This window comes from uncultured Roseibium sp., from assembly GCF_947494555.1.
In the GTDB taxonomy this organism is placed as follows: Bacteria; Pseudomonadota; Alphaproteobacteria; order Rhizobiales; family Stappiaceae; genus Roseibium.
In genome coordinates this window covers 640,832-656,155 of record NZ_CANLVF010000003.1, presented here as the reverse complement: position 1 = coordinate 656,155, position 15,324 = coordinate 640,832, and the positions used below count along the sequence as shown (strand labels likewise).

The 15,324-nt window shown below is 56.8% G+C and carries 13 protein-coding genes; 10 read left to right on the top strand and 3 right to left on the bottom strand.

What is annotated here, in order from left to right; genetic code table 11:
* Positions 1–2 precede the first annotated feature (2 nt).
* The 3 genes from Q0915_RS17735 to Q0915_RS17725 form a co-directional block, all read right to left on the bottom strand.
* The gene (locus Q0915_RS17735; protein ID WP_299476332.1) at positions 3–632 is read right to left on the bottom strand and encodes a LysE family translocator; all 630 of its coding nucleotides are present in this window, start codon (positions 630–632) and stop codon (positions 3–5) included.
* Between the two features lie 13 nt (positions 633–645).
* A complete protein-coding gene (locus tag Q0915_RS17730; protein WP_299476329.1) occupies positions 646–978 on the bottom strand; it encodes an XdhC family protein in 333 nt (110 codons plus the stop codon).
* 139 nt (positions 979–1,117) lie between these two features.
* Positions 1,118–2,728: a phosphoenolpyruvate carboxykinase gene (locus Q0915_RS17725; protein ID WP_299476328.1), complete on the bottom strand. Its 1,611-nt coding sequence runs from the start codon at positions 2,726–2,728 to the stop codon at positions 1,118–1,120.
* Between the two features lie 486 nt (positions 2,729–3,214).
* On the opposite strand from Q0915_RS17725, the gene Q0915_RS17720 reads away from it, so the two are divergent.
* The 10 genes from Q0915_RS17720 to Q0915_RS17675 all read left to right on the top strand — a co-directional run bounded on the left by Q0915_RS17720 (position 3,215) and on the right by Q0915_RS17675 (position 15,118).
* Positions 3,215–3,913, top strand: coding sequence for a response regulator transcription factor (locus Q0915_RS17720; RefSeq protein WP_029064229.1), 699 nt, complete (start codon positions 3,215–3,217; stop codon positions 3,911–3,913).
* A 24-nt stretch (positions 3,914–3,937) separates the two neighbouring features.
* Positions 3,938–5,755, top strand: coding sequence for a sensor histidine kinase (locus Q0915_RS17715; RefSeq protein ID WP_299476326.1), 1,818 nt, complete (start codon positions 3,938–3,940; stop codon positions 5,753–5,755).
* Positions 5,752–6,219, top strand: coding sequence for an HPr kinase/phosphatase C-terminal domain-containing protein (locus tag Q0915_RS17710; protein ID WP_299476324.1), 468 nt, complete (start codon positions 5,752–5,754; stop codon positions 6,217–6,219). The genes Q0915_RS17715 and Q0915_RS17710 overlap by 4 nt, the downstream gene beginning before the upstream one ends.
* Positions 6,220–6,337: 118 nt before the next feature.
* On the top strand, positions 6,338–6,742 hold the full coding sequence (locus tag Q0915_RS17705; RefSeq protein ID WP_029064232.1) for a PTS sugar transporter subunit IIA: 405 nt from the start codon (positions 6,338–6,340) through the stop codon (positions 6,740–6,742).
* A gap of 8 nt (positions 6,743–6,750) precedes the next feature.
* Positions 6,751–7,035 (top strand): HPr family phosphocarrier protein, encoded by a 285-nt coding sequence (locus Q0915_RS17700; RefSeq protein ID WP_299476316.1) that lies wholly within the window; start codon positions 6,751–6,753, stop codon positions 7,033–7,035.
* Between the two features lie 101 nt (positions 7,036–7,136).
* Complete coding sequence (locus Q0915_RS17695) at positions 7,137–8,447, top strand: cyclopropane-fatty-acyl-phospholipid synthase family protein (protein ID WP_299476314.1); 1,311 nt, start codon at positions 7,137–7,139, stop codon at positions 8,445–8,447.
* A gap of 212 nt (positions 8,448–8,659) precedes the next feature.
* Positions 8,660–10,048 carry an adenosylhomocysteinase gene (gene ahcY, locus Q0915_RS17690; protein WP_299476311.1) on the top strand — a complete coding sequence of 463 codons (1,389 nt, stop codon included), beginning with the start codon at positions 8,660–8,662 and terminating at the stop codon, positions 10,046–10,048.
* Positions 10,049–10,291: 243 nt separating this feature from the next.
* Positions 10,292–12,802: a PAS domain-containing sensor histidine kinase gene (locus Q0915_RS17685; protein WP_299476308.1), complete on the top strand. Its 2,511-nt coding sequence runs from the start codon at positions 10,292–10,294 to the stop codon at positions 12,800–12,802.
* A gap of 12 nt (positions 12,803–12,814) precedes the next feature.
* Entirely contained in the window at positions 12,815–14,341 is a 1,527-nt protein-coding gene (gene tsaE, locus Q0915_RS17680) for a tRNA (adenosine(37)-N6)-threonylcarbamoyltransferase complex ATPase subunit type 1 TsaE (RefSeq protein WP_299476305.1), read from the top strand.
* A 75-nt stretch (positions 14,342–14,416) separates the two neighbouring features.
* Positions 14,417–15,118: a nucleotidyltransferase family protein gene (locus tag Q0915_RS17675; protein ID WP_299476302.1), complete on the top strand. Its 702-nt coding sequence runs from the start codon at positions 14,417–14,419 to the stop codon at positions 15,116–15,118.
* Positions 15,119–15,324 lie beyond the last annotated feature (206 nt).

The following is a 15,324-nucleotide window of genomic DNA, read 5'->3' as shown; positions in this document are numbered from 1 at the left end:
CGTTATGTCCGGTCCGTTGCCAGTTTGAGGCCAAGGCCAACCAGCAAAGTACCGCCGATCCACCGCGTGAAATCCTGGAACCTCGACGTCTTCACTAGCCGTTTCTTGACTTCCGATGCGAAGAACACTGTCGCGATATCGGCAGATGCAAAAGCGAAATTGACGATGGTTCCAAGTATCAGGAACTGCACCCAGATTGGGAAACCAGCCTCCGGGCTGACGAATTGCGGCAGAAAGGCAATGAAGAAAATTGCCGCTTTCGGATTGAGGACCTCGACAAGGATGCTGTCGACGAAAGCCCTGCGCGCGGATTTTTTCGGCAAACTCGGGACTGGCCCGGCATCGATGCGGGTACGGATCATCTGAACACCCAGAAAGACCAGATAGGCACCTCCGGCCAGTTTCAGGGCGAAATAGAGTGTCGGGACCACCGTGAAAATCGCAGACAATCCGAAGGCCGCGGCAAACACGTGCGCATAGCACCCCAGGTGAATGCCGGCAGCTGCCATGAAGCCGGCCTTTCGACCCCGTGAAATCGTTTGAGCAGCCGTATAAAGCACAGCTGGCCCTGGCATGTAGGCGAACAGCGCAGTTGCGGCAAAGAATGCGAGAAGCGTTTCAACGGAAGGCAAGGCAGGATCTCAATCAGTTGACGGGTTCGACATAGACACGGATGCGGCCACCACAGGAAAGCCCGACGCGCCAGGCGGTTTCGTCGGCAACTCCGAATTCCAAGGTTGTCGGTTTCCGCGTGTCGATCACGTCGACGGCCTCGGCAACAACGGCGCCTTCGACACAACCGCCTGAAACGGACCCTTCGAAATTGCCCTCGGCGTCGATCACCAGATGCGAGCCGACTGGACGCGGTGCGGAACCCCAGGTTTCAATCACCGTGGCGAGTGCCACCTGACGTCCGGACTTGCTCCAGTTTTCCGCAGTCTTGAGAACGTCTGCGATCTGTGTCTCTTCGGTGGTCATTGTTTCACTGCCCCTGCAAACAACGCGTGTGGCTCATCTCAAATATAGAATTTTCTCAAAGAGATGAAAGCTCTTCAAAAGTACAAACGGCACCTGATTGCTCAGGTGCCGTCCGGAATGCCGAGACATGCGGGATATGTTACTCGGCCGCGGTCCTTAAAGAAGGCGCGGCACTCAAGACGGTCGTGTCGACATGCCGTTCGAAACCTTCGAAATTGTCGACGAACATCTGGACGAGTTTTGAAGCCTGTAGGTCGTAGGCAGCTCTGTCGTCCCATGTTTCGCGGGGTGTCAGAATGACCGGGTCGACGCCTGGTACGCTCACCGGCACTTCAAACCCGAAATTCGGATCGGTACGGAATTCTGATCCTTTCAACGCGCCGGACAAGGCGGCTTGCAGCAGTGTCCGCGTTGCCTTGATGGGCATGCGCTCACCTGTGCCATACGCTCCGCCCGTCCATCCTGTGTTGACCAGCCAGCAATCGACATTGTGCTCAGCGATAAGCTTCTTAAGAAGGTTGCCATATTCGGACGGATGGCGCGGCAGGAACGGGGCGCCGAAACAGGTCGAAAAAGTCGCCTGCGGTTCCGTGACACCTTTTTCCGTACCGGCGACTTTTGCCGTGTATCCGGAAAGAAAGTGATACATCGCCTGGGCAGGGGTCAGGCGGGCCAGCGGCGGCATCACACCGAATGCATCGGCCGTCAGCATGATGATGGTTTTGGGGATGGGGGCACATCCCGATGCGCTTGCATTGGAAATGAAGTGGATCGGATAGGCGGCTCTGGTGTTTTCCGTCTTCGAACCGTCGTCAAAGTCAGGAACCCTGTTCTGGTCCAGAACCACGTTTTCCAGAACTGTGCCGAAACGCTGTGTCGTGGAATAGATTTCCGGTTCCGCTTCTGCCGATAGTTTGATCGTTTTCGCGTAACATCCGCCTTCGAAGTTGAAAACGCCCGTGTCGCTCCAACCGTGCTCGTCGTCGCCGATCAGCGTGCGGTCCGGATCCGCTGAAAGCGTCGTCTTGCCGGTTCCCGAAAGGCCGAAGAAGACAGCAGTATCGCCCTTGTCTCCAACATTCGCCGAGCAGTGCATCGACATGATGCCCTTGGCCGGCAGGAGATGGTTGAGCATCGTGAAGACGGATTTCTTCATTTCGCCGGCATAGGACGTTCCGCCGATCAGCACGATCTTGCGTGTCAGGTCGCAGGCAATAACAGTTTCGCCGCGGCATCCGTGGCGGGCCGGGTCGGCACGGAAACTCGGCAGGTCCACAATTGTCATTTCCGGCACGAAAGCAGCAAGGTCGGCCGTTTCCGGTCGAAGCAGCAGATTGCGAATGAACAGCGAATGCCAAGCGTATTCGGTATAGACGCGAACAGGAAGGCGGTGAACCGGATCAGCGCCGCCAAAAAGATCCTGCGCGAAGAGCTCACGGCCTTCAGCATGTTCCAGGAAATCCGCCAGAAGCAGATCGAACTGGGCTTTTGCCATCTGGGCATTGTTATCCCACCAGACGGCATCGCGGGTCTCATCGTCCAAAACAACGAATTTGTCTTTTGGTGACCTTCCCGTGTGGCTGCCGGTTTCGGCGACAAGGGCGCCGCCGGCGGCAAGACATGTTTCTTTGCGGGTGAGGGAATGCTCGTAAAGGGCCGGCTCGTTCTGGTTCCAATAGAGCGCTTTCAGGTTCTTGAAGCCGAAAGTTTCGCTGCCATTGGAGAGATTCCTGACGCCAGTTTCTTGCATTTTCCGCGATCCTCGTAAGGTGCATTTTGGCCGCCGGAGAAAGTCCAGGAAGACTAAATCCGGTTATGAGGGGTGCGAACGTAGTTGAATGACCAAGGGGCAGCAAGACTACTAAAGGAGCTATGTCTTTGTTTAATCGATTAAAATACTGCTCGAATTTTCTGATGATTAATTCGATAGGCAAAGAAAAAAACGAAACCTTCGAAATATTCGATTTGAAGGTCAAAGCGAAAGAATTCGCGTTTCAAGTGCGCCTGCGGTGCCCGATGCGTGCAACGCAATGGCCGGTTTGAGGGAGTCGAAATCTCAACATGACCGGCGGTTCAACCCGGCTTCGGTCCGCCTGTTGCCAAGCGATGTTTAAGTCTTCACGGTGTTTGATTGTGGGGTTTGCCTTAATTTATGCGCATTTAGAAGGCCAAAGGCTGTGTGCTACAGTATTACTGACGCGTACCGTTCGTACTGACCGAATTGGAAAATTGAAGTATGCCAACAATTGCTCTGGTTGATGACGACCGCAACATTTTGACGTCGGTTTCTATTGCTTTGGAAACGGAAGGATATCGCGTCCAGACTTACACGGACGGCACATCCGCCCTCGACGGGTTGCAGAGCGACCCGCCCCAACTGGCGATCTTCGATATCAAAATGCCGCGCATGGACGGGATGGAGCTGTTGCGCAGGCTGCGCCAGAATTCCGACCTTCCCGTCATATTCCTCACGTCAAAGGACGACGAGATCGACGAGCTCTTCGGTCTGAAGATGGGCGCTGACGATTTCATCCGCAAACCGTTTTCGCAGCGGTTGCTGGTTGAGCGTGTGCGGGCGGTCTTGCGCCGTGCGCAACCCAAAGACGCAAGCGCGCCGCGTGAAGACGCCGATAAGTTGCTTGAGCGTGGCCAGCTCGTCATGGATCAGGAGCGGCATACCTGTACATGGAACAACAAGCCAGTCACGCTCACTGTCACCGAGTTTCTGATCCTGTCGGCTCTGGCACAGCGCCCCGGGGTGGTCAAAAGCCGGAACGCGCTCATGGATGCAGCCTATGACGATCAGGTCTATGTCGACGACCGGACGATCGACAGTCACATCAAACGTCTACGGAAAAAGTTCAAGGTTGTTGACGACGACTTCGACATGATCGAAACACTGTATGGAGTAGGATACCGTTTCCGGGAAGTCTGACGTAGCCATTGAGACAAAGTTTAGATGGCGGTTGATAGCGAAAGTGCTGGGGGAATTTCAGAATCTGATCCGGTAAACGGGTCGGACCGCTCGCGCTTGCGCCGGCTCGGCAACAAACGTATTCGCCGCCGTCTGGTCAATCAGCTTGGACGCATCTTCGGAACCTACGTTCTTTCCTCACTCACGCGCCGGATCATCGCGATCAACCTCGTCGGCCTGCTCGCGCTCGTAATCGGCATCCTTTACCTCAATCAGTTCCGCGCCGGTCTGATCGATGCGCGCGTACAGAGCCTTCTGACCCAGGGCGAGATTATCGCTGGCGCCATCGCCGCATCGGCAACCGTCGACACCGGCACCATAACCGTCGATCCTGAAAGGCTGCTGCAGCTCCAGGCCGGAGAGAGCATCACGCCGACGGTCGAAGATCTGGACAGCCTCGATTTTCCGATCAACCCGGAGCGTGTCGGACCGGTTTTGAGGCGGCTGATCTCGCCAACCAAGACCAGGGCCCGGATTTACGATCCCGAGGGGATCCTGATCCTCGATTCCCGCCACCTTTATTCCAGCGCGCAGATCCTGCGTTTCGACCTGCCGCCACCAACGGCTCAGGAAACAGGGTTTTGGGATTCGACTTGGCAATGGACGAAACGCTGGCTTCAGCAGGGTGATTTGCCCCTGTACCAGGAGGTTGGTGGCGGGGACGGACGCGCCTATCCGGAAGTCGAGGCCGCGCTTGCCGGATCCCCTGCCAGCGTGACCCGGATTTCGCAGCGCGGCGAGCTCATTGTTTCGGTCGCCGTGCCGATCCAGCGGTTCCGCGCCGTCCTCGGCTCATTGCTGCTATCGACACAAGGCGGCGACATTGATGCGATTGTGCGCGCTGAAAGGATCGCGATCATTCGCGTCTTTCTGTTTGCGGCAACGGTCACCATTTTGCTGTCCATTCTCCTGGCGGGAACAATTGCCGGACCTGTCCGGCGATTGGCTGCGGCTGCGGACCGCGTGCGCCGCGGATCCAATTCGCGAGAGGAAATTCCGGACTTTTCGGACCGCCAGGACGAAATCGGCCACCTTGCCCGGGCGTTTCGCGAGATGACCAATGCGCTCTACAACAAGATCGATGCCATCGAAAAATTCGCCGCGGACGTTGCCCATGAACTCAAGAACCCGCTGACGTCGCTCAGAAGTGCGGTCGAAACCTTGCCGCTTGCAAAGACAAAAGCGTCCCAGGACCGGCTCATGGAAGTGATCCAGCACGACGTGCGCCGGCTGGATCGCCTGATCAGCGACATTTCCGACGCCTCGCGCCTTGATGCCGAACTGGCGCGCATTCAGTCCGAAACGATCGATATTGCCGAACTCCTTCGCAATATGGCCGATGCTGTGAACCAGAGGACCGGCGCCGACGAAACTAAGGTGAAGCTGACGGTCGCGGATGCGCCGGGTCCGAAGCCCTATCGGGTCCAGGGGCACGATATCCGCCTGGGCCAGGTGATGAGCAATCTGCTCGACAATGCGCGATCCTTTTCTCCCCCCGATGGCAGCGTGCGGATAGATCTCGCCCGCGAGGGGCGGAGTATTCGGATTATCGTCGATGACGACGGACAGGGTATCCGCGCGGAAAACACGGAACGTATCTTCGAGCGCTTCTATACGGATCGTCCCGACGGCGAGGGTTTTGGCAACAACTCCGGATTGGGCCTTTCCATATCAAGACAAATCATCGAGGCCCATGGCGGCACGATCTCTGCCACCAACCGGCAGGAGCAGGGTGAAGACGGCGTCACGCGCATTGGCGGCGCACGCTTCACGATCTACCTTCCCGCAGGGAGCGGGAAGTGACGGAACAGTCGCTTCACGGCAATTGCGTCATTGTCGGCACGCGCGGCATTCTGATCCTGGGTGTTTCCGGAAGCGGAAAGTCCGAACTGACCGACACGCTGATTGAAGCCGCCAAGGCCAAGGGAAATCTCGGTGCGCTGGTTGCTGATGACCGGTTGTTTCTTTCGGCGAACCAGAACCGGCTCATGGCGCGTGTGCCGGAACAAATCGAAGGTCTGATGGAAGTTCGTGGAACCGGTATCGTGCACCAGACGACCGTGCCGGCTGCAAAAGTGGATCTGATTGTAGACCTGCAGCCTCTCGCAACGATTGAGCGCTTGCCGGAAAAAGCGCTTGCGGCTCGGGTGCTGAAAGACATTGAGGTGCCGGCGTTGGTCTGTCCTGCCAACAACCCGGGTGTTTCCTTGAGGCTTATCCGTTGGGGACTGCGCTCCCTATACCCGAATGTGCCGGATTACATTTAGTACACAAATGGCGTTTTTTGCTTGCAACTGGTTAAGCGGTTGAAGAGAGTGCATCAGACTGCTAAAGCCCGGCTCCCGCAAAGAGCCAATTGCACATTAAAGTCAGGCTGAAGACCGAATGATCGGACTAGTACTCGTTACCCACGGGCGTCTCGCTGAAGAATTCAAGGCGGCGCTGGAGCATGTTGTCGGTCCCCAGGAACAGATCGAAACAATCTCCATCGGTCCTGATGATGATATGGAGCAGAGACGGCAGGACATCCTGTCCGCTGTGGAAGCAGCGAATTCCGGCAATGGGGTTGTGCTGCTGACCGACATGTTTGGCGGAACACCGTCCAATCTTGCGATATCCGTCATGGACGGCAAGTCCGTTGAAGTCGTGGCGGGCGTCAATCTGCCGATGTTGATCAAGCTCGCAAGCGTTCGTGCGGATAGGGAATTGGCGGACGCGGTCGACGAAGCGCGTCAGGCCGGCCAGAAATACATTTCGGTTGCGAGCCAGGTGTTGTCGGGACAAAACTAACATCTAATATGACAGCACAGAATTTGTTCGAAAAAGATCTTACAATCGTCAACCGCCGCGGGCTTCACGCGCGTGCCTCCGCAAAACTGGTCAAGCTCGTAGAGACTTTCGAAGCAGACGTGAACGTTTCGAAGGACGGGCAGACAGTCGGCGGAACGTCGATCATGGGATTGATGATGCTCGCTGCCAGCCCGGGATGTTGCATCAGGGTTTGCGTCAGCGGCGAAGACGCCGAAGCAGCTCTGGACGCAATAGCGGATCTTGTTGAAAGCGGGTTTGGCGAAACGGATTGACTGTCCGGCAGCGGGCCTTTCATGTACCTGAGAACGTGCGATCCACGGTCGCTTGAAAATTTTGAAACACGGGTCACGCACCGCAGATCTTGGGAATTAGTATGACGAGCCATTCCGGTGAGCGGACGATCTTTGCAGCACGTTCGGTTTTGACACATCTTCATCAGGTGCTTGACCTGCAATTCGGTTTCGAACTTTGGGACGGATCCCGCGTTCCCGCGGATATGGACGCCGAAGGTCTCCGGATTGCCCTTGCTCCCACGGCTTTGACGAAACTCCTGCGCAGCCCGCGCATCAAGACTGTTGTCGACCTCTATTCGACGGGGGAAATCGATCCGCGCGGCGGAACGATCTTCGAGTTCGCCGAAAAAAGACCGAAGATCAAAAGCCGCGAATTGCGCAAGCGCCTGAACAAGATCCTCATTTTGAAAAGCGCGGTGCCGTTGTTGCTTGGCGCGAAAGACAAGGGCGATCCGCAGCAGGAAGACGGTCTGGATGCCGGTAAGGTCGCTGACCGGAGCTCTGGAAGCCGGAAAGACGACATCGCCTTCCACTACGATGTGTCCAACGACTTCTATAAGCTCTTCCTCGACCCCGAGATGGTCTACACCTGTGCCTACTTCCGCGACTGGTCCAACGATCTGGTGACGGCGCAGAAGGACAAACTCGACATGATTTGCAGGAAGCTGCGGCTGAAGCCCGGCGACCGAATGCTCGATATCGGATGCGGCTGGGGTGCCTTGATCTGCCACGCGGCAGCGAACTACGGCGTAACCGCTGTTGGCGTGACGCTTGCCGAGGAACAATTGAAGCTCGCTCGGGAACGGATTGCCGAACGCGGCCTGGAAGACAAGGTTTCGGTGGAACTCATCGACTATCGCGACATGAAGGGCGAGCGGTTCGACAAGATTTCCTCCATCGGCATGTTCGAGGCGGTCGGTCTCGACAACTACGACAATTATTTTCAAAGCGTGCATCGCCTGTTGAAGCCGCGCGGGATCTACCTGCATCACGCGATCACGAGACGCGGCAAGAAGGATCTCAAGAAGTTTCGCCAGAAGAAGCCCGAGTACCAGGCACTCGTGCGCTACATTTTCCCGGGCGGCGAGGTCGATCATATCGGCTGGACGCTGACCAACCTGGAAGCGCACGGCTTTGAAGTGCACGATGTGGAAGCCTGGCGTGAACATTATGCGCGGACCACGAAGCTCTGGGCCAAAAACCTGATGGCGGTCAAGGATGCGGCGATCGCGGACATTGGAGAGCAGAAGTACCGGCTCTGGCTCGCCTATCTCTGTGGTGTCTCGCTGGGTTTTGAACGCGGTTCCATCGGAATTTTCCAGACAGTTGCCTCCCGCCGGACCAAGGGACCGTCGGGCTTGCCGCCTTCGCGGGAAGACCTTTACAGGTGAAAATTCACCATTCGAAAAACCATATAAAGAATTCTTTATATCTTTATTGCGAGAAGTGCCGCCGAGCGCTATAACCCCTCTCAACGGCTTCCGGCGTGATCCGGAAACCGGCTGGCGTCCGTCTCATGTCTTGTAGCGTTACAGTTGGCAGAGAAGGCGGCCGCTCACACAAGGCCGGCATAGATAGCTGGATCCAATTGCAGGACAAACTCATGACTGACTACATCGTCAAAGACATCGGGCTCGCAGACTGGGGCCGCACCGAGATTGAAATCGCTGAACACGAAATGCCGGGTCTGATGGCATGCCGCGCTGAGTTCGGCGACGCGAAGCCGCTGAAAGGCGCGCGTATCGCCGGTTCACTACACATGACCATTCAAACGGCTGTGCTGATTGAAACCCTGGTCGCGCTGGGCGCAGAAGTCCGCTGGGCGTCCTGCAACATCTTCTCCACACAGGATCAGGCTGCGGCCGCGATCGCTGCTGCGGGGGTCCCGGTGTTCGCCGTCAAGGGCGAAACGCTTGAAGAATATTGGGACTACGCGGACAAGATCTTCGATTTCGCCGACGGCGCGAACATGATCCTTGACGATGGCGGCGACGCAACGCTTTACATCCTTCTTGGTGCACGCGTCGAAGCGGGCGAAACCGATCTCATTGAAAACCCGCAGTCTGAGGAAGAGGAATGCCTCTTCGCGCAGATCAAGAAGCGCATGGCGTCCAATCCGGGCTGGTTCACCAAGCAGCGCGACCTAATCCAGGGCGTTTCGGAGGAAACGACGACCGGCGTTCTGCGTCTTTATGAAATGCAGAAAAACGGCCAGCTGCCTTTCCCGGCAATCAACGTCAACGACAGCGTCACCAAGTCGAAATTCGACAACCGTTATGGTTGCCGCGAATCGCTTGTTGACGGCATTCGTCGTGGCACGGACGTCATGATGTCCGGCAAGGTCGCCGTTGTCTGCGGTTATGGTGATGTCGGTAAAGGGTCTGCACAATCGCTTGCCGGTTCCGGAGCACGTGTGATCGTGACCGAGATCGATCCGATCTGTGCGCTGCAGGCTTCCATGGACGGGTTCGAGGTCAAGACCATCGAACAGGCATTGCCGGAAGGCGATATCTATGTCACCGCGACGGGCAACAAGGACATCATCACCTTCGACCACATGCGCGGCATGAAGGACATGGCGATCGTCTGTAACATCGGCCACTTCGACAACGAAATACAGGTCGCCGCTCTGAAGAACACAAAATGCCGCCCGGTCAAAGACCAGGTCGACATGTACGAGTTCCCGGATGGAAAACGGATGATCCTCTTGTCACAGGGCCGCCTGGTGAACCTCGGCAACGCAACCGGTCACCCGAGCTTCGTGATGTCTGCGAGCTTTACGAACCAGGTTCTGGCGCAGATCGAACTCTACACCAAGGGCGATCAGTACAAGAACGAGGTCTACGTTCTGCCGAAGCATTTGGACGAGAAAGTTGCCCGTTTGCACCTTGAAAAACTGGGCATCACGTTAACCGAACTCACGGACGATCAATCTGATTATCTGGGGATTAATAAGGTCGGTCCGTTCAAGTCGGAACACTACAAATACTGATTCTCAGGTTTCATGCCACTACATATGGTAATGGCCGCGATTCGACCATGTGAACAAAAAAATGCAGAACCCTTCAGTTTGAAGGGTTCTGTTAACTTTTCAGTTACGGACTCTTCTGCGTGATTCTCAAAAAGGTTATGGTTTAAGCGAATCAGAGGCCAGGAGGCGGATGTCTTTGATTTGCTCCCACAAACCGGGGGCTGCACCCGTACAGCGGGACTAGCGGCGTAAGGGGATCAGAATATGCCGAAAGGCGGCGGAAACGGCGTGCGAATCAGCGCGGCGTGGCGAGGACGGAGTCTGAAAAACGTAAAGCTCGGCAGCACCATGCTGGCGGGTTACGGATTTTTGACGTCTCCAGCTGCCGCCGACATGCTTGCCGATACATCCGCCGCCATCAACCCGGGTGCCATGATACTCGTGGGCGCGGTCGGCGGAATGTGCGCCTTTGCAGTGACAGTCGCCGTTTCGCTTGTCAGGCACCGGAAGCAATCCGCTCAGATCACTGCTGCCCTTGAAAAGGAAAAGAGCGACCTGAAACTTCGGGTCGATCGTCTTGAAGCCATGCTCAACACCGATGAGCAGCGGGTAATCGTGTGGACCGGCAACGGAGCTGTTCCCCAGATCTGGGGGATTTTGCCCGAAAAATCAGGTGTACCGCGCCCGCCTGCACAGCTCCTCGCGTTTGGCAGCTGGCTGACCACCAAATGCGCAGGCGATCTGGAGCGTCATCTCGACATGTTGTTCCGGTCCGGCGAAGCTTTTTCCGCGACCTTGAAGACAAGAACCGGCACTTATGTAGAGGCGCTGGGGCGCACAACAGGTGGTGCCGTGGTCCTGCGTTTGCGCGACCTGACAGGCGAGCGGCAGATGCAGGCGGAACTTGCCGCACGCAATGCCGGACTGTCGGGCGAGCTCCATATGTTGCATTCGCTGCTGGACGCCATGCCGGCACCCGCATGGCAAAGGGATGCTGAAGGCAACCTGACCTGGGCCAATGCGGCCTATGCCGAAGCTGTTGAAATGTATGATGCAGAACGAGCGGTTCAGGAAAAAGCGACGTTCCTTGACGCTGCCGCGCGCACGGCGATGGCCGTGCAGCGCACGGAAGACGGCCGCTTCAGCGCGCGTATTCCAATTGTTGCCTCCGGAGAGCGCAGGGTCTTTGAAGTCACGGATGTCAACGCGAGTGTCGGTGGTGCCGGCATTGCCGTTGACATCAGTGATCTGGAGCAGGCCCGGAAGGAACTCGGCCGGGCAGAGGAATATCACGGGCGGACGCTCGATCAGCTAGCGGCCGCGGTGGCGATCTACGGCAGTGACCGGAAGCTACAATTCTACAATGCCGCGTTCCGGCAATTGTGGGATCTGGACGAAGCGCTTCTGGAAAGCCACCCTGAAGACGGCGCGGTTCTTGATGCGCTGCGCGCTGCACGCAAACTGCCGGAACAGGCCGATTATCGCGTCTGGCGCAACAAGATGCTGGAAAGCTATCAATCGCTGGAAGCACGCGAAAACTGGTGGCACTTGCCGGATGGACGCACGCTGCGCGTGATTGCCAATCCGCACCCGCAAGGGGGCGTAACATATATCTATGAGAACTTCACTGAACGGCTGGATCTGGAAAGCCGCTACAACGCCCTGGCACGGGTGCAGGGCGAGACACTCGACAATCTGTCCGAAGCTGTGGCCGTGTTCGGTTCCGATGGTCGCCTGCGGCTCTGGAATCCGGCTTTCGGGCAAATCTGGAAGCTGGAAGAAGAAAAGCTCGCCGAACTGCCGCATGTGAATGAGGTCGTGTCCGCTTGCACACTCAGTGAAATCGAGGAAGAAGCGTGGAAACAGCTTGTCGGCAACGTCACCGGACTTCTCGACAATCGCACGCACAAGGTGAGCCGGCTGGAACGCCGGAACGGTGACGTCCTCGATTACGCAACCGTGCCCTTGCCGGATGGCGGCACGCTCGTCACGTTTGTCGATGTCACCGACAGTGTGAATGTCGAACGCGCCCTGCTTGAGAAAAACGAAGCTCTGCAGCAGGCCGATCAGATCAAGAACGCTTTCATCCAGCATGTTTCCTATGAATTACGGTCACCGCTGACCAACATTATCGGTTTTGCGCAGCTTCTGGCCGATCCGAAATTCGGTGACCTCAGCGAAAAACAGAGCGAATACGCCGATTACATTCAGTCGTCTTCTTCCGCCCTGCTGGCAATCATCAACGACATCCTGGACCTTGCCACGCTTGATGCGGGCATTATGGAGCTGGATCTTGGTGAGGTCGACGTCGCCTCGACTGTTTCGGCGGCCGTTGAAGGCTTAAAGGACCGGATTGCGGAAGCAAAGATCAGCCTCAGAACGCATGTTCCGGACGATATTGGTGTGATCGTCGCCGATGAACGGCGGCTGCGCCAGGTCCTGTTCAATCTGATCGCCAACGCCGTGCGGTATTCGGAAGAAAACGGCGTGGTCGACGTGAGCTGCAATCGGGACGATGACAAGGTTACCTTCGTTGTCCAGGATCACGGTTATGGAATTCCCGCCGAAATCCTGACCCAGGTATTCAATCGCTTCGTTGGACACGACACGGGCAGTCGGCGCCAGGGTGCGGGGCTTGGTCTTGCGATTGTAAAAAGCTTTGTCGAGTTGCACGGCGGGACGGTCGATATTGAATCGGCAGAGGGCAAGGGCACAACGGTAACATGCGTTTTCCCGTCGCGTCCCGAACTGGCTGATCAGGTCGCCGCCGAATAAATAGGACAGCCCATGGCACAACAGCGGCTGCGGCGTTTCCCTGCAACATTCCTTGAACTGGAAGCTTCGGACGAAACTGAAACCCGCCGGCTTGCCGGCGATATCGCTATGATCCTGAGACCGGGTGACGTTGTTTGCCTCTCCGGTGATCTTGGAGCGGGAAAATCCACCTTTGCGCGTGCCCTGATCAGATCCTGCGCCGACGATACGGAATTGGAAGTACCAAGTCCGACGTTTACGCTTGTCCAGGTCTACGAATTGCCGCGCTTTGATCTGTCCCATTTCGATCTCTATCGGCTGGAGGAGCCGGAGGAGCTCGAGGAACTTGGCCTCCATGACCTCCTGGAAACCGGTGCTGCGCTCATCGAGTGGCCCGAGCTTGCTGAAGACCTGCTGCCTGCAAAAGCGTTGTGGATCCAGATAACTGAAACCGTTGACGATGGAGAAGAGCGCCAATTTGCGTTTTTTTCCAATGACCCGGCTTGGGAGCAGCGGATCAGGCAGACGATTGAAGTCCGCAATTTTTTGAAAGCAGCCGACTTGGCAACGGCAGAGCGCCGTTTTCTGGCAGGGGATGCTTCTCTGCGCACGTTTGAAACCGTGACCGACGAAACCGGGAAATCCATTTTGATGCGCTGGCCGTTCTCACAGGACGCTGTCTCCAACGCTGTTCGCGATTACATGTCCCGCGTTCATCTGGCTCAGGACTGCAGATCCGTTCTGGCAATCGGTTCTGAATTGCGCCGGCAGGGGATACGTGCGCCCCAGGTTTTTGCGTCTGATCTTGAAAAGGGCCTGGTCCTTTCGGAAGATCTCGGCGGCGAGACCATTGTCGTTGACGGTCGTCCCGATCCCGAACGCTATGGGGTTGCGGTCGACATTCTGGTGCGAATGCATGGCCGGAACTGGCCGCGGACGGTGCAATTTGCTGATGGTGGGAGCTACACTGTCCCCAATTATTCCAATGAGGCCCTGATTGCCGAAGCGGCGCTGTTCCTCGACTGGTATGTACCGGAATTCAGCAAAATAACGGTCGATGCAGAGCTGCGGCGCGAATTTGAAACGCTTTGGCAGCAATACCTGGACGAAATTGCCGGAGCACAGCAAGGCTGGGTTTTGAGGGATTTCCACTCCCCGAACCTGTTGTGGCAACATGGCGCTGCCGGGACGGACAGGATCGGCCTGATAGACCTGCAGGATACAGTCATCGGCCCTGTCGCCTACGATGTTGCCTCTCTTCTGCTCGACGCCCGCACCGAAATGAGCCCGGAACTGGAAACAGGTCTCTATGATGCCTATGTTTCAGGGATGGAAAAGCAGTCTTCGGGGTTTGACAGGGAGAGCTTTTCAAGGGCCTATTCAGTGATGGCTGCGCAGCGGGTTTCGAAGATTCTCGGCATATTCGTAAGGCTTGCGCGCCGCGATAATAAGCCGGCCTACCTCGGCCATCTGCCGCGCATGCAAGCCTATTTCGACCGGGTGCTTGACAGGCCGGGCATGTCGGACTTGAAAGACTGGTACGGACGTTTCCGGAAATAGATACCTTTGTATCGTCGCCGGGGACAACATTCGAGTGACAAGATGAAACAAGAGCGGTTCCGACCGAGCAAAGCAATGATCCTGGCCGCCGGCCTCGGTAAAAGGATGCGGCCCCTGACTGCCACCACACCGAAGCCGTTGATTGAGGTCAACGGACAGGCGCTGATCGATCATGGCATGGACCGGCTGGCTGCCGCAGGCGTGAAGGCGTGTGTTGTCAACGTTCACTACCTGGCTGACCTTGTTGAAGTTCATGTACGCCGCCGCCAGGACATGGATATCCTGATCTCCGATGAACGCGAGCAGCTCCTGGAAACCGGAGGCGGCATCAAGAAAGCGCTGCCGATGCTCGGTGATGAACCGTTCTTTCAATTGAATGCCGACACCTGCTACTGGATTGAAGGCGTGAAGCCCAATCTGGAACATATGATTGATGCCTGGGACGAAACACGGATGGACGCCCTGCTTCTGGTTGCTGAGACCGTCAAGTCGGTCGGATATTCAGGCAAGGGCGACTTCGTAATGGCAAAAGACGGCAGCCTGACAAGACGTCTGGAAAAGAGCGTGACGCCGTTCGCCTATGCGGGCGCAGCTATCCTTCATCCCCGATTTTTCGACGGCGCCCCGGACGGACCGTTTTCGATGAACATTCTCTTCGACAGGGCGATCGAGGCCGGGCGGCTCTTTGGTGTTCAGATGGAAGGTTTGTGGCTCCATATCGGCACGCCCGATGCCATCCGGGCGGCGGAATATGCTGTGCGCGAAAGCGCGGCCTAGGGTACGGACCCATAAATGAGGCTGATTTGGCGGCAGAAATGGCGAATTCTCGCGAGGAAACGTGCGAAGAGCGGGCTTTGTGCCCGGTCAAGCACGTTGACGCGGCGAGGTGAAGCCATTTTGCCGTCCTTCGGATTTGGCCGTTTTGGCCAGCTGCAGCGTCGCGAAAGGCTAGAAAATGAACCACATTTCCTGCGCTTTCGCTC

Bases quoted from the DNA above. Each gene is read 5' to 3' on its own strand.
- Q0915_RS17720 (WP_029064229.1), top strand. From the start codon at position 3,215: ATGCCAACAATTGCTCTGGTTGATGACGACCGCAACATTTTGACGTCG.
- Q0915_RS17730 (WP_299476329.1), bottom strand. From the start codon at position 978: ATGACCACCGAAGAGACACAGATCGCAGACGTTCTCAAGACTGCGGAA.
- Q0915_RS17705 (WP_029064232.1), top strand. From the start codon at position 6,338: ATGATCGGACTAGTACTCGTTACCCACGGGCGTCTCGCTGAAGAATTC.
- Q0915_RS17700 (WP_299476316.1), top strand. From the start codon at position 6,751: ATGACAGCACAGAATTTGTTCGAAAAAGATCTTACAATCGTCAACCGC.
- Q0915_RS17725 (WP_299476328.1), bottom strand. From the start codon at position 2,728: ATGCAAGAAACTGGCGTCAGGAATCTCTCCAATGGCAGCGAAACTTTC.
- Q0915_RS17685 (WP_299476308.1), top strand. From the start codon at position 10,292: ATGCCGAAAGGCGGCGGAAACGGCGTGCGAATCAGCGCGGCGTGGCGA.
- Q0915_RS17695 (WP_299476314.1), top strand. From the start codon at position 7,137: ATGACGAGCCATTCCGGTGAGCGGACGATCTTTGCAGCACGTTCGGTT.
- tsaE (WP_299476305.1), top strand. From the start codon at position 12,815: ATGGCACAACAGCGGCTGCGGCGTTTCCCTGCAACATTCCTTGAACTG.
- Q0915_RS17675 (WP_299476302.1), top strand. From the start codon at position 14,417: ATGATCCTGGCCGCCGGCCTCGGTAAAAGGATGCGGCCCCTGACTGCC.
- ahcY (WP_299476311.1), top strand. From the start codon at position 8,660: ATGACTGACTACATCGTCAAAGACATCGGGCTCGCAGACTGGGGCCGC.
- Q0915_RS17715 (WP_299476326.1), top strand. From the start codon at position 3,938: ATGGCGGTTGATAGCGAAAGTGCTGGGGGAATTTCAGAATCTGATCCG.